General features: G+C 42.4%; 16 protein-coding genes, 2 tRNA genes and 2 pseudogenes. 10 read left to right on the top strand and 10 right to left on the bottom strand.

Annotated elements, in window-relative coordinates:
- Positions 1-11: 11 nt before the first annotated feature.
- Entirely contained in the window at positions 12-962 is a 951-nt protein-coding gene (locus AC4CU3_RS10135) for a homoserine kinase (protein ID WP_004978153.1), read from the bottom strand.
- 113 nt (positions 963-1,075) lie between these two features.
- Here AC4CU3_RS10135 and hisF point away from each other — a divergent pair, with 113 nt between their 5' ends.
- Both hisF and AC4CU3_RS10125 read left to right on the top strand, forming a co-directional pair.
- Positions 1,076-1,834 (top strand): imidazole glycerol phosphate synthase subunit HisF, encoded by a 759-nt coding sequence (gene hisF, locus AC4CU3_RS10130; RefSeq protein WP_004691571.1) that lies wholly within the window; start codon positions 1,076-1,078, stop codon positions 1,832-1,834.
- Positions 1,835-1,975: 141 nt separating this feature from the next.
- The gene (locus AC4CU3_RS10125; RefSeq protein WP_490738191.1) at positions 1,976-2,371 is read left to right on the top strand and encodes a hypothetical protein; all 396 of its coding nucleotides are present in this window, start codon (positions 1,976-1,978) and stop codon (positions 2,369-2,371) included.
- 337 nt (positions 2,372-2,708) lie between these two features.
- Here the strand turns inward: AC4CU3_RS10125 and AC4CU3_RS10120 are convergent, their stop codons facing one another.
- Positions 2,709-3,347, bottom strand: coding sequence for a hypothetical protein (locus tag AC4CU3_RS10120; protein WP_005401394.1), 639 nt, complete (start codon positions 3,345-3,347; stop codon positions 2,709-2,711).
- A gap of 110 nt (positions 3,348-3,457) precedes the next feature.
- Here AC4CU3_RS10120 and AC4CU3_RS10115 point away from each other — a divergent pair, with 110 nt between their 5' ends.
- Both AC4CU3_RS10115 and AC4CU3_RS10110 read left to right on the top strand, forming a co-directional pair.
- Complete coding sequence (locus tag AC4CU3_RS10115; RefSeq protein WP_005401395.1) at positions 3,458-4,459, top strand: AraC family transcriptional regulator; 1,002 nt, start codon at positions 3,458-3,460, stop codon at positions 4,457-4,459.
- 131 nt (positions 4,460-4,590) lie between these two features.
- Positions 4,591-4,764, top strand: a pseudogene (locus AC4CU3_RS10110) (aquaporin); the annotation flags it as partial.
- Positions 4,765-4,855: 91 nt separating this feature from the next.
- Here the strand turns inward: AC4CU3_RS10110 and AC4CU3_RS10105 are convergent.
- Positions 4,856-5,101 carry a hypothetical protein gene (locus AC4CU3_RS10105; RefSeq protein WP_005006328.1) on the bottom strand — a complete coding sequence of 82 codons (246 nt, stop codon included), beginning with the start codon at positions 5,099-5,101 and terminating at the stop codon, positions 4,856-4,858.
- A 76-nt stretch (positions 5,102-5,177) separates the two neighbouring features.
- Positions 5,178-6,266 carry a DNA/RNA non-specific endonuclease gene (locus tag AC4CU3_RS10100; protein ID WP_490738466.1) on the bottom strand — a complete coding sequence of 363 codons (1,089 nt, stop codon included), beginning with the start codon at positions 6,264-6,266 and terminating at the stop codon, positions 5,178-5,180.
- 257 nt (positions 6,267-6,523) lie between these two features.
- On the opposite strand from AC4CU3_RS10100, the gene AC4CU3_RS10095 reads away from it, so the two are divergent.
- Positions 6,524-7,096: a hypothetical protein gene (locus AC4CU3_RS10095; RefSeq protein WP_039890721.1), complete on the top strand. Its 573-nt coding sequence runs from the start codon at positions 6,524-6,526 to the stop codon at positions 7,094-7,096.
- Positions 7,097-7,157: 61 nt separating this feature from the next.
- Here AC4CU3_RS10095 and AC4CU3_RS10090 read toward each other — a convergent pair whose 3' ends face one another.
- Positions 7,158-9,035 (bottom strand): potassium transporter Kup, encoded by a 1,878-nt coding sequence (locus tag AC4CU3_RS10090; RefSeq protein WP_087011831.1) that lies wholly within the window; start codon positions 9,033-9,035, stop codon positions 7,158-7,160.
- Between the two features lie 121 nt (positions 9,036-9,156).
- Between AC4CU3_RS10090 and AC4CU3_RS10085 the strand changes: the two genes are divergently transcribed.
- From AC4CU3_RS10085 to AC4CU3_RS10075, 3 genes are all read left to right on the top strand, one after another.
- Positions 9,157-9,247, top strand: a tRNA-Ser gene (locus tag AC4CU3_RS10085).
- A 313-nt stretch (positions 9,248-9,560) separates the two neighbouring features.
- Positions 9,561-9,788, top strand: coding sequence for a hypothetical protein (locus AC4CU3_RS10080; RefSeq protein ID WP_004691623.1), 228 nt, complete (start codon positions 9,561-9,563; stop codon positions 9,786-9,788).
- 177 nt (positions 9,789-9,965) lie between these two features.
- Positions 9,966-10,041 (top strand) — tRNA-Thr (locus tag AC4CU3_RS10075).
- 67 nt (positions 10,042-10,108) lie between these two features.
- Here the strand turns inward: AC4CU3_RS10075 and AC4CU3_RS10070 are convergent.
- The 3 genes from AC4CU3_RS10070 to AC4CU3_RS10060 form a co-directional block, all read right to left on the bottom strand.
- The gene (locus tag AC4CU3_RS10070; RefSeq protein WP_291389822.1) at positions 10,109-10,939 is read right to left on the bottom strand and encodes an SAM-dependent methyltransferase; all 831 of its coding nucleotides are present in this window, start codon (positions 10,937-10,939) and stop codon (positions 10,109-10,111) included.
- A gap of 3 nt (positions 10,940-10,942) precedes the next feature.
- Positions 10,943-12,241 (bottom strand): FAD-dependent oxidoreductase, encoded by a 1,299-nt coding sequence (locus AC4CU3_RS10065; RefSeq protein ID WP_262471358.1) that lies wholly within the window; start codon positions 12,239-12,241, stop codon positions 10,943-10,945.
- Positions 12,242-12,655: 414 nt separating this feature from the next.
- A complete protein-coding gene (locus tag AC4CU3_RS10060) occupies positions 12,656-13,537 on the bottom strand; it encodes a pirin family protein (RefSeq protein WP_004978180.1) in 882 nt (293 codons plus the stop codon).
- A 332-nt stretch (positions 13,538-13,869) separates the two neighbouring features.
- On the opposite strand from AC4CU3_RS10060, the pseudogene ycaC reads away from it, so the two are divergent.
- Together ycaC and AC4CU3_RS10050 are read left to right on the top strand one after the other, a co-directional pair.
- A pseudogene (gene ycaC / locus AC4CU3_RS10055) lies at positions 13,870-14,485 on the top strand (isochorismate family cysteine hydrolase YcaC).
- A 128-nt stretch (positions 14,486-14,613) separates the two neighbouring features.
- On the top strand, positions 14,614-15,537 hold the full coding sequence (locus AC4CU3_RS10050) for a LysR substrate-binding domain-containing protein (protein WP_262471356.1): 924 nt from the start codon (positions 14,614-14,616) through the stop codon (positions 15,535-15,537).
- 99 nt (positions 15,538-15,636) lie between these two features.
- On the opposite strand, the gene ahpC is transcribed toward AC4CU3_RS10050, so the two are convergent.
- Together ahpC and AC4CU3_RS10040 are read right to left on the bottom strand one after the other, a co-directional pair.
- Positions 15,637-16,200 (bottom strand): alkyl hydroperoxide reductase subunit C, encoded by a 564-nt coding sequence (gene ahpC / locus AC4CU3_RS10045; RefSeq protein WP_005401564.1) that lies wholly within the window; start codon positions 16,198-16,200, stop codon positions 15,637-15,639.
- Between the two features lie 278 nt (positions 16,201-16,478).
- Entirely contained in the window at positions 16,479-16,970 is a 492-nt protein-coding gene (locus AC4CU3_RS10040) for a flavin reductase (protein WP_035326242.1), read from the bottom strand.
- Positions 16,971-17,049 lie beyond the last annotated feature (79 nt).

Genomic DNA, 17,049 nt, shown 5'->3' with positions numbered 1-17,049 from the left:
TTCTTTCCTATTTAAGCAGTTACAAATTTTAGGCGGTCAATCACCATATTACGCATTTCGGCAGGATTTTTCTGCAAAATGTCATCCCCCGTACGGCCTTGTTCAGCATTTTTTTGTGCCACTTGTAGACGCATCATCCAAAAACGCGCAGCGGCCATTGCAAGATACAACTCGAGACAAGATTTTTCATCGGCAGTCAAAGGACGAATGCTTTCATAGGCGTTTAAGAATGCAATGGCTTTGTCTTCATTTAAATGCACACTTGGATATTCGGTACAGAAATCATTCAGGGTAATCGCAATATCAAACAAGAACTCATCTTTATTCAGTTCATAAAAGTCTAAAATGCCTTTGAGCTGATTGCCCTCAAACAAAGTGTTGTCACGAAATAAATCCGAGTGGATAAAGCCCTTTGGACGATTCGGATAAACCGCCGATAATGCGTCATATAACCCCAATAACTTATTGAGTAGTGCTTGATCCGCCTCACTTAATGTCGGTTTCATTTGTAACGCTACAGCGAGCCAGTAATCATGGTCACGGTATTCTGCACGCTCCAATGGAAAATCTTGCAGTGCGACGTGCATTTGCGCTTGTGCAACCGCAATCGCCTCGGCTTGCTCAAGGGTCGCAGGCATGGGATGTTTGCCCATCATCCGTGGGGCAATTTGGGCAGGTTTATCTTTTAAACTATGAATGGCTTTGCCTGAGTGACTTAAAGGTACAGGAACCACTAAACCAGCCTGACCTAAATGCTCAAGCACAGGAACCAACTCGCCTGCGCCCTGTTCATCCATTTCTTCAAATACAGTCAATACATACTGCACAGCATTTTCACACACAATAAAATAGTTCGTATTTTGAATACCGCCTTGAATTGGGATCAGATCGATTACCTCAAGTCCATAAGGTGCTGCAAACGCCTGAACTTCCTGTAAAGTCAAAGTGGTATAAACCGACATATAAAACCTGCAAAAAAACTTACATAAGTTTGATAGAATACCCGCTCCGACTATTAAGGTGTAGCATCTAAGTCGCGAAGTTTCATAATCGGCTGTTATTTTTGGAAAAAATTATGCTAGCTAAACGTATTATTCCTTGCCTCGACGTAGACAACGGTCGTGTAGTGAAAGGTGTTCAATTCCTTGATATTCGTGATGCAGGTGACCCAGTAGAAGTAGCACGTCGATATAACGAACAAGGTGCTGATGAAATTACCTTCTTAGACATTACCGCAACTTCGAATGGTCGTGACACGACTTATCGTACGGTTGAACGCATGGCTGAAACGGTTTTTGTTCCCTTAACGGTCGGTGGTGGCGTTCGCAAAGTTGAAGACATTCGTCTCTTACTCAATGCTGGTGCGGACAAAGTCAGCATTAACTCAGCAGCGGTGTTTAACCCAGAATTTGTACAAGAAGCATCGCAACGCTTTGGCGCACAGTGTATTGTGGTTGCCATTGACGCAAAAAAAACAGGCGAGAATAAATGGGAAATTTTTACCCATGGCGGCCGTAAACCAACGGGTATTGATGCAATTGAATGGTCCGTGAAAATGGCCGACTTTGGTGCAGGTGAACTGCTGATTACTTCGATGGATGCCGATGGCACCAAAGCAGGTTATGACCTTGAGCTGATGCGTCAAATCAATGACCGCGTCACCATTCCAACCATTGCTTCGGGCGGTGTCGGAAACTTACAACACTTGGCCGATGGTATTTTAAAAGGTGGTGCAGACGCTGTACTGGCTGCTTCGATTTTCCACTTTGGACAACACACCATTCCTGAAGCGAAAAAATACCTTGCAGAGCAAGGTATTGAAATGCGTCTATAAACAGACCATAACCGTAAAACCTATGAAAAGAGTACTTTCGAGTACTCTTTTTTATCATTTTAAAGATGAGAAAAAATGTATCACTTAGAGCTAATCTTATTTATTTGTGGTCTATTGATCTGTTTTGTTTTCATCCTTTTGATGAAGAAATATGCTGACCGCCCTTTCGGTATGCTGGCTGTACTGTTACTCCTTGGTTTATGCCTGTTTAGCTATATCAGCTTCAGCAAATATCAGTTTAAACAGTATTATGAAAAAGCGTTGATTGCACCTGATCAAATTCGGGCTTGTGGTATTTTTACACAATGGTCAGAGGTCACCCATTACCGACGGCACAACATCAGCACTGAAAAAGTGTTTTACTTTCAGAGTGATCGACAAGCTTTTTTATTTAGCAATAGTCCACGTGCCAGACAAAGCTTCCCTGATCTCAAAACCTTAAACATCAACGAGCATGTGTGCTTTCAGTTTTCCCCTGACTATACCGATGAAATGGATCGCTATATTTTAACGGACTTTAAAAAGCAGGCGAATTAAAAGACTCAATTACGCTGTACTTCGGCACAGCTGAGCTAACGCTGAGTTGAACAGTACTATCGATTATGCAGTAGATGTTAAAGCTTAGAATGCTCGCTGGCTCTTGACCACAATTATGCTCTCAATTTTTGAGATAAAAAAAGGGAGTCTTGCGACTCCCTATAAACCTAGAATAACGACAACATTGTCTTGTTAAACTGGAAAATGAAAAATGACGTACTAGTGCTCATGAGATGATCTCACCTCATCAACAGCTTTACTATAGAATGTTCAAATGACGAAATATTGACAATACACACCAATATTATTGACAAATCACGACAAAATACCCATTCAGTTATCCTGCAACCGTTTCAGTCGTCTGCGCTGAGTTCAGTGGAATCGCTTCAGGTGCCTTAACCCATTTTGCAGGGAAGACCTGATTGACCCACTGGGTGAGCTTATCCGACACCACTTGGGGTAAAGCAATACCCAACGGATTTTGCTCTTGCAAATCCAATGAGGAAATGACCCGCGTTCCTAAAATATAATCAAACCATGGCTTGGTCACACACCAGTTGGCATCCTGATTGGAGTTCATATGATGATCATAATGCCAAGGAATCTTACGCATTGCCCAGTCTGGCTCTAAGTGCGCACGGCGGTGGATGTAGTAATAATTTCCTGCACTGTACAACACAGACAAAGTCATGCCTTTGGAGACAGGATAAAATAATGTCCCAAATACACCCGCCACGACTGCGAGTGACACGATTTCATTTTTGGTACGCCAATTGCTCCAACCTTCAACATAACCATGATCATGAAATGTGGTTTTCCGCACTTCTCGGTGATGCTCCCAATGCGATTTCATACTGTCAGGCACGGGGCTATAGCGTGGCTTTCCAGCACGGTGTGTTCCATGCAAGATATATTTATGTGCAACCCACTCAAACGCATTGGCAACCACCAGTCCTGCGACAAAACCCTTCCACATGGCAAATTCCTCCTATATTCAGATTGAATATAATGTGGAAACTATGCTAAATATTGACCCTAGCATTCAAATTCATTGACAAATTACGACAAGAACAATAGAGCCAATCAATGCAACATTTCAAAGACTACACAGGTTCTATCTACGGTGGACTGGGGCATTTACTCTATGCCTATTGCCAAGCCGTGGGCTACCCCATTTCTGAACAGCTTGAAAAAGCACAGAACTTAGAACGTTTTGATTATGCACTGTGGTTAGAGTTACTGAATGATCTTGACAGCCATCTGCACATCCCTGCACTCGGACTTGAGATTGCAAAGTATGTACAGCCCAAGCATTTAGGCATTTTGGGTTATATTGCGCTGTCCTGCGAAAATTTAGGCGAAGCGCTCACCCGTTATCATGACTTTCACCGTCTCATTTATGATGGCAGCTCGCTATATGTTGCAGTTGAAGGTGAAAATCTATGCTTTGGTTGGGTGGAGATGCCGATTGAACTCACCACACAACTCAGCAATGAAGTGGCAATGGCGCTGATCATTCAGTTTATGAAGCACTTTGTCGCCCATGATGACATCCAGCTCAGCGAGGTTCATTTTACTCACCCTGCCCCGAAAAATACGGCACTGTATGAGCAGTACTTTAATTGTAAAGTTCGCTTCTCTCAAAGCCGGCCGATGATGATGATTCCCCTCAGTGAATTATCCATGCCCTTTCAGCAAGGTGATCAAACCCTTCAAAAATTGCTCTTACAGCAAGCCGAAGCCTTACTGGAAAAACTCCCTAACTCTACTCACATCGACCAGCGCCTACAGCATGCGATTTTAACCGGGCTACAAAAAAACCAATATCAAATTGAACATATTGCTCGGCAACTGAATTTTTCAGTCCGACAGCTGCAACGTTACTTACAACAACAAGGCACGACCTACCAACAGCGGATGCAAGAAGTCCGACGCATCTTGGCGGAGCAATACTTAAGAGATCCACACCTCAGCTTACAGGAAATTGCACTGTTGCTGAGTTACTCTGAACAAAGTGCTTTTCAACGTGCCTTTAAACACTGGACCCAAGTCACACCTCAGCAGTGGCGTATCCAGCATTTTCACTAAAATCTGATCTGTTTGATCCACATCATCAGGATGTCATGTTTTTTTTGTTAAATTGATTGAAAAACGAGCATTTTCTCGTTAGATATAAAGTTCTATGCGAATAAAACATCAATAACTACAAAAAGCGCATTATGAATAAATATCTTGCTGAATTCATCGGAACGTTTTGGTTGGTCTTCGGAGGCTGTGGCAGTGCCATTTTTGCAGCAGCTTTTCCCGAGTTGCGCATCGGCTTTCTTGGCGTTGCACTTGCCTTTGATTTAACCGTTTTAACGGGTGCCTTTGCACTTAGACATATCTCTGGCGAGGATTAATTTTTTCTCTCCCCATTAATAACAAAGCCCACAATCTGTGGGCTTTTCTTATTGTTCCACATGGAACATAGATAGGCTTATGTTATAAAAATGGATTGTCAATTTCACCCGACTGCGGATGTTCAATTTTCTCAGGAAGCTGAGCTTCACTTTCAAGCTGTTGCACAATGGCATTCAGATACGCCTGCAATGCTTTGGCCGCAGCTAGGCCAGCTTGGTCTTTGGTGAGTTGTAAATTGCCATAAATACTGACGCAGTCCGTGTCATTTTCAAGGGTCAAATCATGAATGGCATGGGACTCGTTACCTTGTACAAAAGGTTTAAACATTTTATTTTTACTCTTGTTTGTTTTTCAGGCATTGGGCACTGCAGTCGAAGGTCTATACATCCAACTGCATAGAACTTTAACGTAACAGCTGCGAAATATATTGCAATAAGGCGTCGACCAATTGTTTCACAATCGCATCTTGATCCGCCGCATCAATACTCGTGCCCTTAGTTACTGTGCTGCCACTACTCGACTGAGTAGAGCCCGATTTAAAGTTTTTTTGTAAGGCTTTGAGCTGCTCGGATGAAACCTCTTCTGCACACTGACTTTCCGCATCCCAATGTGAGTATTGAATTGCACTATTGGCTTTTACCGCCGTTGCTGTCAACGGTAGTTTATAGGTATTACGTTTTTGCTCTTCTGTCAGTTGCGGAAATAAATTCACACCCAACTGCTCTTCCAAATAACAGACACTGACAATTTTCACCTGCTGTGAATTATCATTCGGTGCGTAATAAGCGCCGATTGCACCCGTTTTTGGCATATAGACCGCTTTGTAAACCGCACTCGGAACAATCACTCCCTGACCAATGGTCTTGAGTTTTTTGCCCTGAAATACTGGCCCAGTCACCACAAAAACATCCAGCTTTTGCTTGGTCACAAGCGCCCGTGTGGCTTCTTCCAATTCACGCCACACTTGCTGATTATTTTTAGGGGCCTGTGGCACCATGTTGGCCAAAGAAAAACTGTCGAATTGTGCGGCTTTGTTGGGCATATCAGCATTCGGTGCCATATGTCCACGGTCATAGCCTGAACCACGGTAGTCCGACAATGTCGCTCGATGTTCGGTTGCAACATTATTTTCTTCGTGAAAACTATCTTCACGTGGAATTTTTTGGCTCAGGCGCTGTGGCGTCAGAGCCTCTGCAACCCAGAGGGGAGTTTTCGAAACGCCCGAATACATCACATTAAAACCGTTAAAGCACAGTGCATAGCTGTGTTTACTTAAACTTTCTTTGAGTAAATAAGGCGGAATTTCCCGATAAAATTGTTCTAAACAGGCTGAATTTGAGCTTGGGCTTAAAGACACGTATTGCTGAATTTTTTCTTGACCAAAGGCAATCGCAAAACTTCCCGTTGCCACCAATCCTAAAATCACTTTCAGGCCATTTTGATTAAACATGTTAAAGACTGACTTACCTGAACTGCTTTTCTTCTTCGCCATAACAACTACAATAAACATCGGTTTTTCACGAGCTTAACAATCAGCGTATACGAAGTATATCGCTCGAGTTCTATTCGCATAACAATTAAACAAAACGCCATATTTTGATGATTTTGCATGTAACAAAATGTCTTTTTTGTAGAGTTTTTCTACGACAACATGATGCGATTGCGTATCTTTGATTGCTGTCGCTTCAAAAAATATGCCAAGGTAAAAATGAATTCAAGGAAATAATACATGCAATTTACGGAGTTCTTATGCATTCTAAGATTTTAGCTTCTCTTGGTTTAATCGGCACAGTGATAAGTGCTTCAGCCTTCGCCGAGCCACCTATCCAACCGGGTGATACCTTAGAAAGTCTCTCTCAAGCCAAAGTCATGACTACCGTTAATGGTCAACCAGGTTCTATTCAAGAACTCGTAAGCTCAGGGCAAATTAAATTACTTGATCCAAATGCTGCACCTATCAGTCCAGCGGGCCGAGGTGCACCCAATGACCAAGCAGTGATGCCAACCGTACCACAGAGTGAAGCCCCTGTTCAACAGGCCGCACCTGATACCACAGTGCAACAACAAGTCGCTGCGACTCCAACGGAGCAACATCCACTGGCACCGAATGCAGAACTCTCAGCACAACAAGCTGAAGCGGCATTAAATGATGCTGTCGCACCCACGGTAAATACAGACATGAATGCTGCCCCAGCTGCTGCACCGCCATTAGATTCATCAGCAGAGGCACCTGTCAATGCGGTTGAGCCTGATTCACTGCCATCACCAGATGCCCCTGCTCAAGCGATGCCTGAAGCACCTTTAAATGATCCAATGAACTAAGACTTCAACTGATTTATCCTCCAAAAAAACCAGCATATATGCTGGTTTTTTTATTGAGGTTTTAAATCTCGATCTGACTACCGAGCTCAACCACACGGTTAGGTGGAATCTGATAGAAGTCACTCACAGGACTGGTATTCCTTTGCATTGAGATAAAGAGCTTTTCACGCCACGGCGCCATACCATCACCCACGGTACTGATAATCCGTTCACGCGATACAAAGAAGCTGATCTGCATTAAGTTATATTCCAAATCAATCGCTTGATACACCGCTTCAAGTGCTTGTGGAATATTCATTTCATCTTTAAAGCCATAGTACAATTCAAGACGATAAAAATGCTGATTCATGGTTTCAACATGGAAACGATCAGACTCTTCCACATAAGGAACATCTTGAATTTTAACTGTGAGAATGATGTTCTTTTGATGCAGTACTTTATTGTGCTTCATATTGTGCAACATCGCATGTGGCACAACGGTTGGCGTTCCTGTTAAAAAGACCGCCTCGCCTTCAACCCAATTGGCTTGATCACCAATACTTTGTACAAATAAATCGAGTGGCAATGTATCTTGCTGAAGCTTGGCAAAGGTTAACTCGCGACCTTGTTTCCATGTCATTAATAACATGAATGCAATACCACCAATCAGCAATGGAACCCAACCGCCCGATAATACTTTAAGTGAGGTTGCACTCACCAAGACCAAATCTAGAACAAGGAATGGAATAATCAGCAACACCAATTTTGGCATGCTCCATTTCCATGTATAACGAATAAATACCGCAATCAATAAGGTATCACATAGCATGGTCATGGTGACCGCTAGACCATAGGCATGCGAAAGCTGTGAGCTGGTTTGGAAGATTAAAATTAAGATAATAATCGATGCCAACAATATCCAGTTCAGTAAAGGTACATAAATCTGCCCCTGTTCCGAGTCTGAAGTATGTTTCACATTTAAACGTGGTAAATAGCCCAATTGAATGGCCTGACGCGCTAAAGAGAAGACGCCTGAAATTACGGCCTGTGAAGCAATAACGGCGGCCATAGTGGCCAAGAAGATCATTGGGTACAAGCCCCACTCTGGCACCAACAGGTAAAATGGATTTTCAATCGCAGTCGGATCACGCAGCAGCAATGCACCTTGTCCTGCATAATTGAGCAGTAAACACGGCAAAACCACAATAAACCAAGCCAAACGAATCGGCACAGGACCAAAATGTCCCATATCTGCGTACAGGGCTTCGCCACCTGTGACGGTCAACACTACCGCACCCATAATGAAAAAAGCCATTAAAGGGTTGGTCACGATAAACTGAAATGCCCAATGTGGGCTCAGCATGCCCAAAACCAAAGGCGTTTGAATAATACTCGAAATCCCAAGAATACCGAGAGAGAAGAACCACAATAAGGTCAGTGGGCCAAAGAACTTACCAACAAAGGCTGTCCCATACTTTTGCATGACAAATACAGCAGTGACGATACTAATCGCAATTGGCACAATATAAGGGTCAAGTGCATCGGTTGCGATGGATAAGCCTTCTACGGCAGATAAGACTGAAATGGCTGGGGTGATGATCCCATCCCCAAAAAATAGTGACGCCCCAATAAAGCCAATCGAAATTAACAGTAATTTTTTCCGATGGCTAAAATTGGTATTGCGCAAATTGAGTGCAAGCAAAGCCATAATCCCACCTTCACCATTGTTATCTGCACGCATGACAATTGCAGAATATTTAATGGTAATGACCATGGTCATGGTCCAGAAGATAATGGACAAAATACCCAATACGTTTGCAGGGGTGATGCCCAAGCCATGTGCAGCGTGAAAGGATTCTTTCAATGCATAGAGTGGACTGGTTCCAATATCCCCAAACACGACCCCTAATGCTGCCAAGGTCATCGCAGGCAAGGCGGCTTTTTTTGCAGTACTTTGCATAAGCTTGTCTTCAATTATCGACACTATTTTTGCGAATCATATCATTGAGCTAAAACTTTTGCTCGAATTCAATTGTTTCACCTTGTCGATGGCTATGTTTTTCGATATTATCCTCCGCCATGGTGAAGTGTCCGAGTGGCTGAAGGAGCACGCCTGGAAAGTGTGTAAACGTTTATAGCGTTTCGAGGGTTCGAATCCCTCTTTCACCGCCAAAATTTTAAAGACCTTAATCGAAAGATTAAGGTCTTTTTTTATGCTGAACATTATTATTTAGACTTGGCACAAAGTCTGCTTCATAAAAACGACTCTTCACAAAACAGGATAATTTGCACCACAAAGTGAAATATTTATTCAAAAATAAACGCTTGAACCTGATTCAAACTTGAGCTAAAACAATTTCTAAGGGAGGTTAAAATAAATCATCAATGATCATCTAGATGCAATGTTTATGAAGCACAATTCATTTGCGGTATATAACTAGCGAAACACTAAATTGACCAATAAAACTGCTATTCGGGAGTCAGAATGAATAACAGCACCAATTATGTCAAACAAATTAAAAACGCTAAACGAGGCGGTTATACCCCAACCCTTGCAAAGGATGTCAACAAACACAAAATTCAAAAAGCAATTCGTCTGATTGAACAATGGAGAACGCTGGCCAATGAACTCAAACCTCAAATGCAACTCGACATGGCTTTTACGTTGGAAGAGTGTGCCCAAGACCTCGATCAAATTTTAAGGAGCAAATAAGTTCCATGTTTTCACTTAACCCTATTTAAAAACAGTTTCATCACAGCCCCCGAATTTTATTCTTAGCTTTCACCCACCCTTTGGTGGGTGAAGTTTGCACAAAAAATCATGTGCATTTCAATCGCTCACTTTTTGGCTTGCGTTTTCAAGAAAATCCGCTATTATTCTCACCACGTTGCCGGCATAGCTCAGTTGGTAGAGCAACTGACTTGTAATCAGTAGGTCCACAGTTCGAATCCGTGTGCCGGCACCATTTTATACTTAGCCTCGCTTTTTAGTGAGGCTTTGTTGTTTCTGGCCTTTTGGTTTTTTATTTCATTTTAAATGTCTTTCATTGCCGTAATTTGAACATAGCGCACGATGCCCTGTTCAAATAATTTCTGGCAGAGCTTAGCGGTCATTTTAATTTTGAAATGATCTAAACTTTGAGCGACCTGCTGTGCTAAATGCACATGATAATAACGAGAAAAACCAGCCAAAACTGCATCTGATAAATCTTCAATAGCAACCTGCTGATAGCCTTGTGCTTCTATCGAATGCTGCAAATTCGTCTCTAACTGAAGATGTTCCAAATGAACATCGGCTGCCTTTAACAGCATTTTCAGTTGAAGTTTCTCAAAACGATTTAAATTCAAAAATGCATTACTCAGCATCAGATAGTGAAAACCAATCCGACCTTTTGAATTTAAAACAGAATGGGTTGATCTTAGAAATGAATTTAAATCACTGTGATAAGCGGCATCAAGGCACAACACCACATTAAAAGGTACTGAAAATAGCTTTGAATTTAAATTTAAAAATGACGTTTGAATGATGTGTATCTTTGAATTTAAAGTGTGTTGTATACGCTGAACACATTCGGCTTGTAACTCAACCGCACAAAGTTGCTGAACATGGTAATGCTGCTGCCACAGCAATAGACTCGCGCCCTGCCCACAACCCAAGTCTAAAACACGGTCATTTGATTTTAGCTGTAATCGATCAGCAAGGTGTATTGCCAGTGTTTGGCAAGCCTCAGGATAGGATGACCTTGCATCATCCCAATAGCCAAGATTGCTCCAAGCCAATACAGCGTGATCTCCCAATTGTTTTGCATCAATTGCATATTTATGTTTGGGCAAATGTCGCTGTAAGGTTTGGAGCCATTTCATGCTTTAGTAGCCGAGTTGTGGGGCAACCTCAACTTTAGGTTTTAATCCAACAAACGGCAATGGTGCACCGAAAATTTCTGCAATATGCATTGCTGAAGTGACGGCAGACTCTAAAATAGGCAGACCATCGCACGACCATGAACCACAGAAGAAGACTTTTCGGTTAGCACTCTTATGGCGTTGTTGTAACTCTTTATTCAAAGCCACAGTTTGCGAGTCCACCACCGCACGGGTCAAAGTTACAGTTGAAATCACTTTTTTCGGATCAATCTCGGTCACTGGCTGCCACGTTTGGAACACGGCGTTTTTACCGACCAGACTTGGTTCGACTGAATTGAGCCAAACCGTGAACTGTTGACGGGTAAACTTACGGTCCATCATATAGCTCAGCACCGACCAATCTTTACGCTTAGGCGGCATCACAGAAGGATCAGTATGGATCACCAACTGACCTTGCTCAAAACGGAACTGCTTTAACAGCGCAATATCATCTGCAAACTGAACAGGATCTAAAAACTCTTCAATTTTTGTGGTTGGCGTTGCCACCACCACACGGTCAAACAGTTGCTGTTCGCCCTTATTATTTTCAACCAAAACCTTGTCACCTTGTTCAGTGACTTTGCTAATAGCAGATCCGCTTTGGATATTGATGTTTTCAATCAATTTATCGACCAAGGCAGGTGTTCCCCCTTGTATACGCAATAAAGCATCGCCATCCGTCAACTGACGTAAAAAGATCAATAGCGGTTTCGCTGGCCATTCGCCGATGGTTTTTGGATTACAGGTACAGATGGTGTAGAGCACAGGCATCACTGCGCCATGCCAAAACACTTCTTCAATGTCATGCTGGTTGATAAATTCAGCCAAGGTAATGTCTTGATCTTTAGATTTGAAAAATTTAGCAATCGCGGTTTTAAGCTGCAACATACCTTTAACCAAGCGCCATCCATACTGCTGTAGGCCTTTACGGTTATTAATAATTGGGAAATTGCCAATGCGGCTACGCGTAGTAGTTAACCATGTTTCTGTACGGTCTTCAAACAACCAACTACACGCCATGTAGGTGCGTACTGGATACGTTTTGATGCCTAAATAAGTCGCAAGACTTAAGGTGTTTTTCCATAAGTGTGGGTTCATGACACGTAATGGAGCATCAATCAGACCGCCTTCAAACTCTGTACTGTGGCTATCCATCCCTCGCCCAGTCATTGCTTCGAAAATAGTAATATTATGCCCAGCATCCTTTAGAATTCTTGCGGTAGCAAGACCGGCCATGCCGCTACCAATAACTGCAATATCCAAAATTATGATCCGTCAGTCTGACTTATATTGACTGAAATTATGACCCAATGTCGAAAAAATAGGGCTATTAAAAAATACCAGAATCACATTTTTTCATGTGCCGCACCGATAGGACGATATCTGCTTAAATTACATTTCATTACAGTAAAAAATCACTCAAATAAGCACGCGTTTTTTATAGATTTTATTTCAAATAAAAATATAAGTTGTTTAAAAACAAGGTATATAAATTAACTATTTTTATAACATCTGTTTTACAAACTGGCGAAAAGGCGCTAAGATGCGCCTCGCATAAAAACGATAAATACATCACACAATAATCCATGACCAACTATGCAAAACAAGAAGACTACAGCGCCTAAAAAATCCCTACCCTTGACCGAGTAGGGATTTCTTCTTTTTAGCGACAAGATTTTAGTCCACCACAGCAACAGGGATTTCACCAAACTTGCCACGATTAAAATCATCAAAAGCTTGCACAATTTCCGCTTTGCTATTCATCACAAATGGACCATAACCTTGAATCGGTTCATTCAGGGGTTCACCGGTCAACACCAAAAACTTAGTGTCTTGCAGCGCTTGTAGTTGAATTGCAGCTTCGCCATCTTGAGCGAACATCACAATGGAACTATCCACCACTTTTTGCGTGCCATTAATCAGCACTTCACCACTGAGCACCACCACAATCGTGTTATGCGTGACGGGTACATGGATAAAAGTTTCGTACTCTGCTTTTAATTCACCATCCCAAACATTGACAGGACTATACGTTTGAGCAGGGCCATGATGACCACCAAACTCACCCGCAATCACGCGGAGATGTCCAGCATTATCATCCATTTCGATGCGCGGGATATCCGCCACGGTCAAGGCTTGATAACGCGGTGTGGTCATTTTGTCTTTGGCTGGCAAATTCACCCAAAGTTGCACCATTTCAAACAAACCACCATGCTCAGCAAAGGCTGGAGAATGAAACTCTTCATGTACCACACCTGAACCTGCAGTCATCCACTGTACATCGCCAGTATTGATGGTACCACCGCCGCCGCTAGAGTCTTTGTGCGTCACTTCACCACTATAGGCGATGGTAACCGTTTCAAAACCACGATGCGGGTGTGAACCCACACCACGTTGCGATGTGGTTGGATCAAATTTGTAAGGTGCTGCATAGTCCAAAAGTAGAAACGGGCTAATCGCTTGTCCTAAGCGGTCATATGAAAAGAGGTTTTTGACAGGAAAACCATCACCCACCCAATGCATGTCTTGATTACGATAAACACCAATTACTTTTTTCATCTTGGAACTCCTATATCGATAGGATGAATATGCAATCTATACTACCCCTTTCCTCATCCGTCTTATAGCACTGCGCTAGTACACACAATCACACGAATAGGACAATCTCGTTAAAATCGTATCACCCACATAAAAACCAATTTAAAAACAAAGCCTTTCTTTATCTTTATGGCATATTTTTGCTCAAATTTTCCTATTTTTAAGATTAAGCATCTCGTTTGGCTTATTTTATTGTCTCATTTTCCTACCTATGATGATGTTCAAGCTCAAGGCACTAACCTTCTTACTGATTGCCCTGAGACTCGACTGATAATCACAACGAGGACAGAAAAATGGCGAAACCTTATATTCGTTTAGATAAAGATAATGCAGCGGTTCTTTTGGTTGACCACCAAGCGGGTCTCCTTTCATTGGTCCGTGACATTGACCCTGACAAATTTAAAAATAACGTACTCGCACTGGCTGCTGCCGCGAAATATTTTAATCTTCCCACCATTCTGACCACCAGTTTTGAAGAGGGTCCAAACGGTCCTTTGGTCCCTGAATTGGTCGAAATGTTCCCCCATGCACCCTATATTGCACGCCCAGGGCAAATCAATGCATGGGACAATGAAGACTTTGTTCAAGCCGTGAAAGCCACAGGTAAAAAACAATTGATTATTGCGGGTGTGGTGACTGAAGTGTGTGTGGCTTTCCCTGCACTGTCTGCACTGGAAGAAGAGTTTGACGTCTTTGTGATTACAGATGCGTCGGGAACCTTTAACCCCATCACCCGTGATGCAGCATGGGATCGCATGTCTCAGGCAGGCGTCATGGTTTGGGGCAGCTTGCGAATTACACCGCGACTGGCGTAATGATATTGAAGGCCTCGGTTCACTCTTTGCAGCGCATATTCCAGACTATAAAAACCTGATTCAAAGCTATAGCAGAAATACAGCGCAAAAATAATCAGACCTCAGTAAAAGCGATCTTCGGATCGCTTTTTTTGTCGTGTGCAATCGTTAGCGATGATACAGTATCAGATCATCCATCGCAGACTGCCTTCGGTCACAAATCAATACAGGCTTGAACCCATCATGCATTCATTTGACGACTATTATTATTTTTATCTTGTGGTCAAGCACGGCGGTTTCAGTGCTGCAAGCGATGCCTCGAACATCACCAAGTCTAAGCTTAGTCGCCGTATTTTAGACCTTGAAGCCAAGTACAACGTAACCCTGATTCAGCGTTCAACGCGACATTTTAAAGTCACCCCCTTGGGACAAGAGCTGTTTGAAGAATGTCGTCAAATCATTCAGCAAGTCGAAAGTGCACACAATGTTTTACTGAAACAGAAAAGTGAACCGCAAGGTTTAATCAAGATCAGCTGCCCTTCTGTGATGATGCGCTATCAAGTGCAAAGTTTACTCAATCATTTTTTAAAACAATATCCCAAAGTCCAAGTGGAAATGGAGCTGACCAGCCGTCGTGTCGATGTCTTGCATGATGACATTGATCTTGCCATTCGGACCAATTTTAGTGCCAACGAAGACTCGAGTATTATGGTCCGTGATGTGGTCAAAACCACGCATTGTTTAGTGGCCAGTCCTGATTTGCTACAAGGCCGTGAAATTCAATTTGCCACTGAGCTGAATGATTTTCCAACGCTCGCACTGGGGGTACAAAAGTCCAATTATCAATGGTTACTGCATCATACCCAGAGTGATGAACAGATCGTGATTCCTTTAGAACCACGGGTCAAAAGTAATGATGTCGCAGGTGTGTATTACTCGGCTCTAGATGGACTCGGCATTGCCAACCTGCCTTACTTAACGGTAGAGGCAGATATTGCTTCAGGTCGCCTGATTCACATTTTGCCCGACTGGTGTTCCAATATTGGAACCGTACAGTTGGTCTATGCTTCACGTAAAGGACAACGTTTGGTCATGGAAAAACTGATTGAGCATTTGATTCAGGGTTTAAGAGACTTTGCCAGCACCAGCAAGGGTTACCATCTGTAAAAGCTAAAAGAACCTTGCATAAAAAAAATCAGCCACTTGGGCTGATTTTTTACAGGTATCATGCTCATGACTCAGCACGATGCAACCATTGAGGTTGACTTAGATTTTACCAACCAAGTCGATTGACGGCGCAAGCGTTGCTTCACCTTCTTTCCATTTTGCAGGACATACTTCGCCTGGGTGTGCATGCACATATTGTGCTGCTTTCACTTTGCGTAATAGTTCAGACGCATCGCGACCAATACCGCCGGCATTAATTTCAATAATTTGAATTTTACCTTCAGGATCAATCACAAAAGTACCACGGTCTGCTAGACCTTCTGTTTCAATCAGCACGTCAAAGTTTTTAGACAAAGTCCAAGTTGGATCACCAATCAATGGATACTGAATTTTACCAATCACATCTGAAGTGTCGTGCCATGCTTTATGGGTAAAGTGGGTATCAGTCGATACACCGTAAATTTCCACACCGAGTTTTTGAAATTCAGCATAGTGATCGGCTAAGTCGCCCAATTCTGTTGGACACACAAAGGTGAAATCAGCAGGATAGAAAAATACGACAGACCATTTACCTTTCAAGTTTTGCTCAGACAACTCAATGAATTCACCATTTTGGTAAGCTGTTGCATTAAACGCCTTAACTTCAGTATTGATTAAACTCATGTATTCGTCCTCAAAAGATTTGTGAGAGTGCTTAAGTGATGAAGCAAGAATACGCACAAACCAAAAATTGGTAAAACAGTAAGTTTTTATTATTTTTATCGGATTTTTAGATTTATTATTTCCCGACACTGTTGCCCGATTTTCACTATCTTGTGGTCTAAATGAAAACCTTTCGATTTTTCAAATGAGCGCAATACAGTCAAATCTAGAGTCTAGCAGTGGAAAAGCTATGATTTGGGAAGCCATTTCAGAGCCTTGATGTTCAATAAAAAGTGAAATTAAGCCGTTTCGGTCTGCCCCACCTGATGATAAGCACGATTAAAATAAACTAAACTTTGCTCATGTTGGCTTTGTTGAATCGCGACAATACGACACATAAAAACCGTATGTGTTCCCACTTCTTGAATATCATCAATTTCACAATCAAAATTGACCAAAGCATCCTTTAAAACAGGCGCGCCCGTTTCTAACTCTGTCCACACACCATGTTTAAAACGCTCTTCAGACGTCATTTTAGATGCAAAGACATTCGAAATATGCTGATGTTGTGCGCCTAACACATTCACAGTGAGGATTTTATTGTCGACAAAATGTGCATGTGAACGCGATGCTTTATTCATACAGACCAATAATGTCGGTGGTGTATCCGTCACACTGCATACGGCAGATGCTGTGAATCCATGACGATCAGCCATGCCTGCCGTAGTTACGACACTCACGGCACTGGTTAACAAAGACATTGCATCTCTAAAGTCTGTTGCTTCAATCATCATTTTATTCCTCAGTAGAACGGACACATGCTTTTAAATGGAATACGAGCTACCCATTTTATCAAACAGGTAGCCCTTT

This window comes from Acinetobacter sp. 802_lipA, from assembly GCF_058242885.1.
Note: the sequence above shows the minus strand (reverse complement) of the source record. Positions and strands in the feature narration are given on the sequence as shown.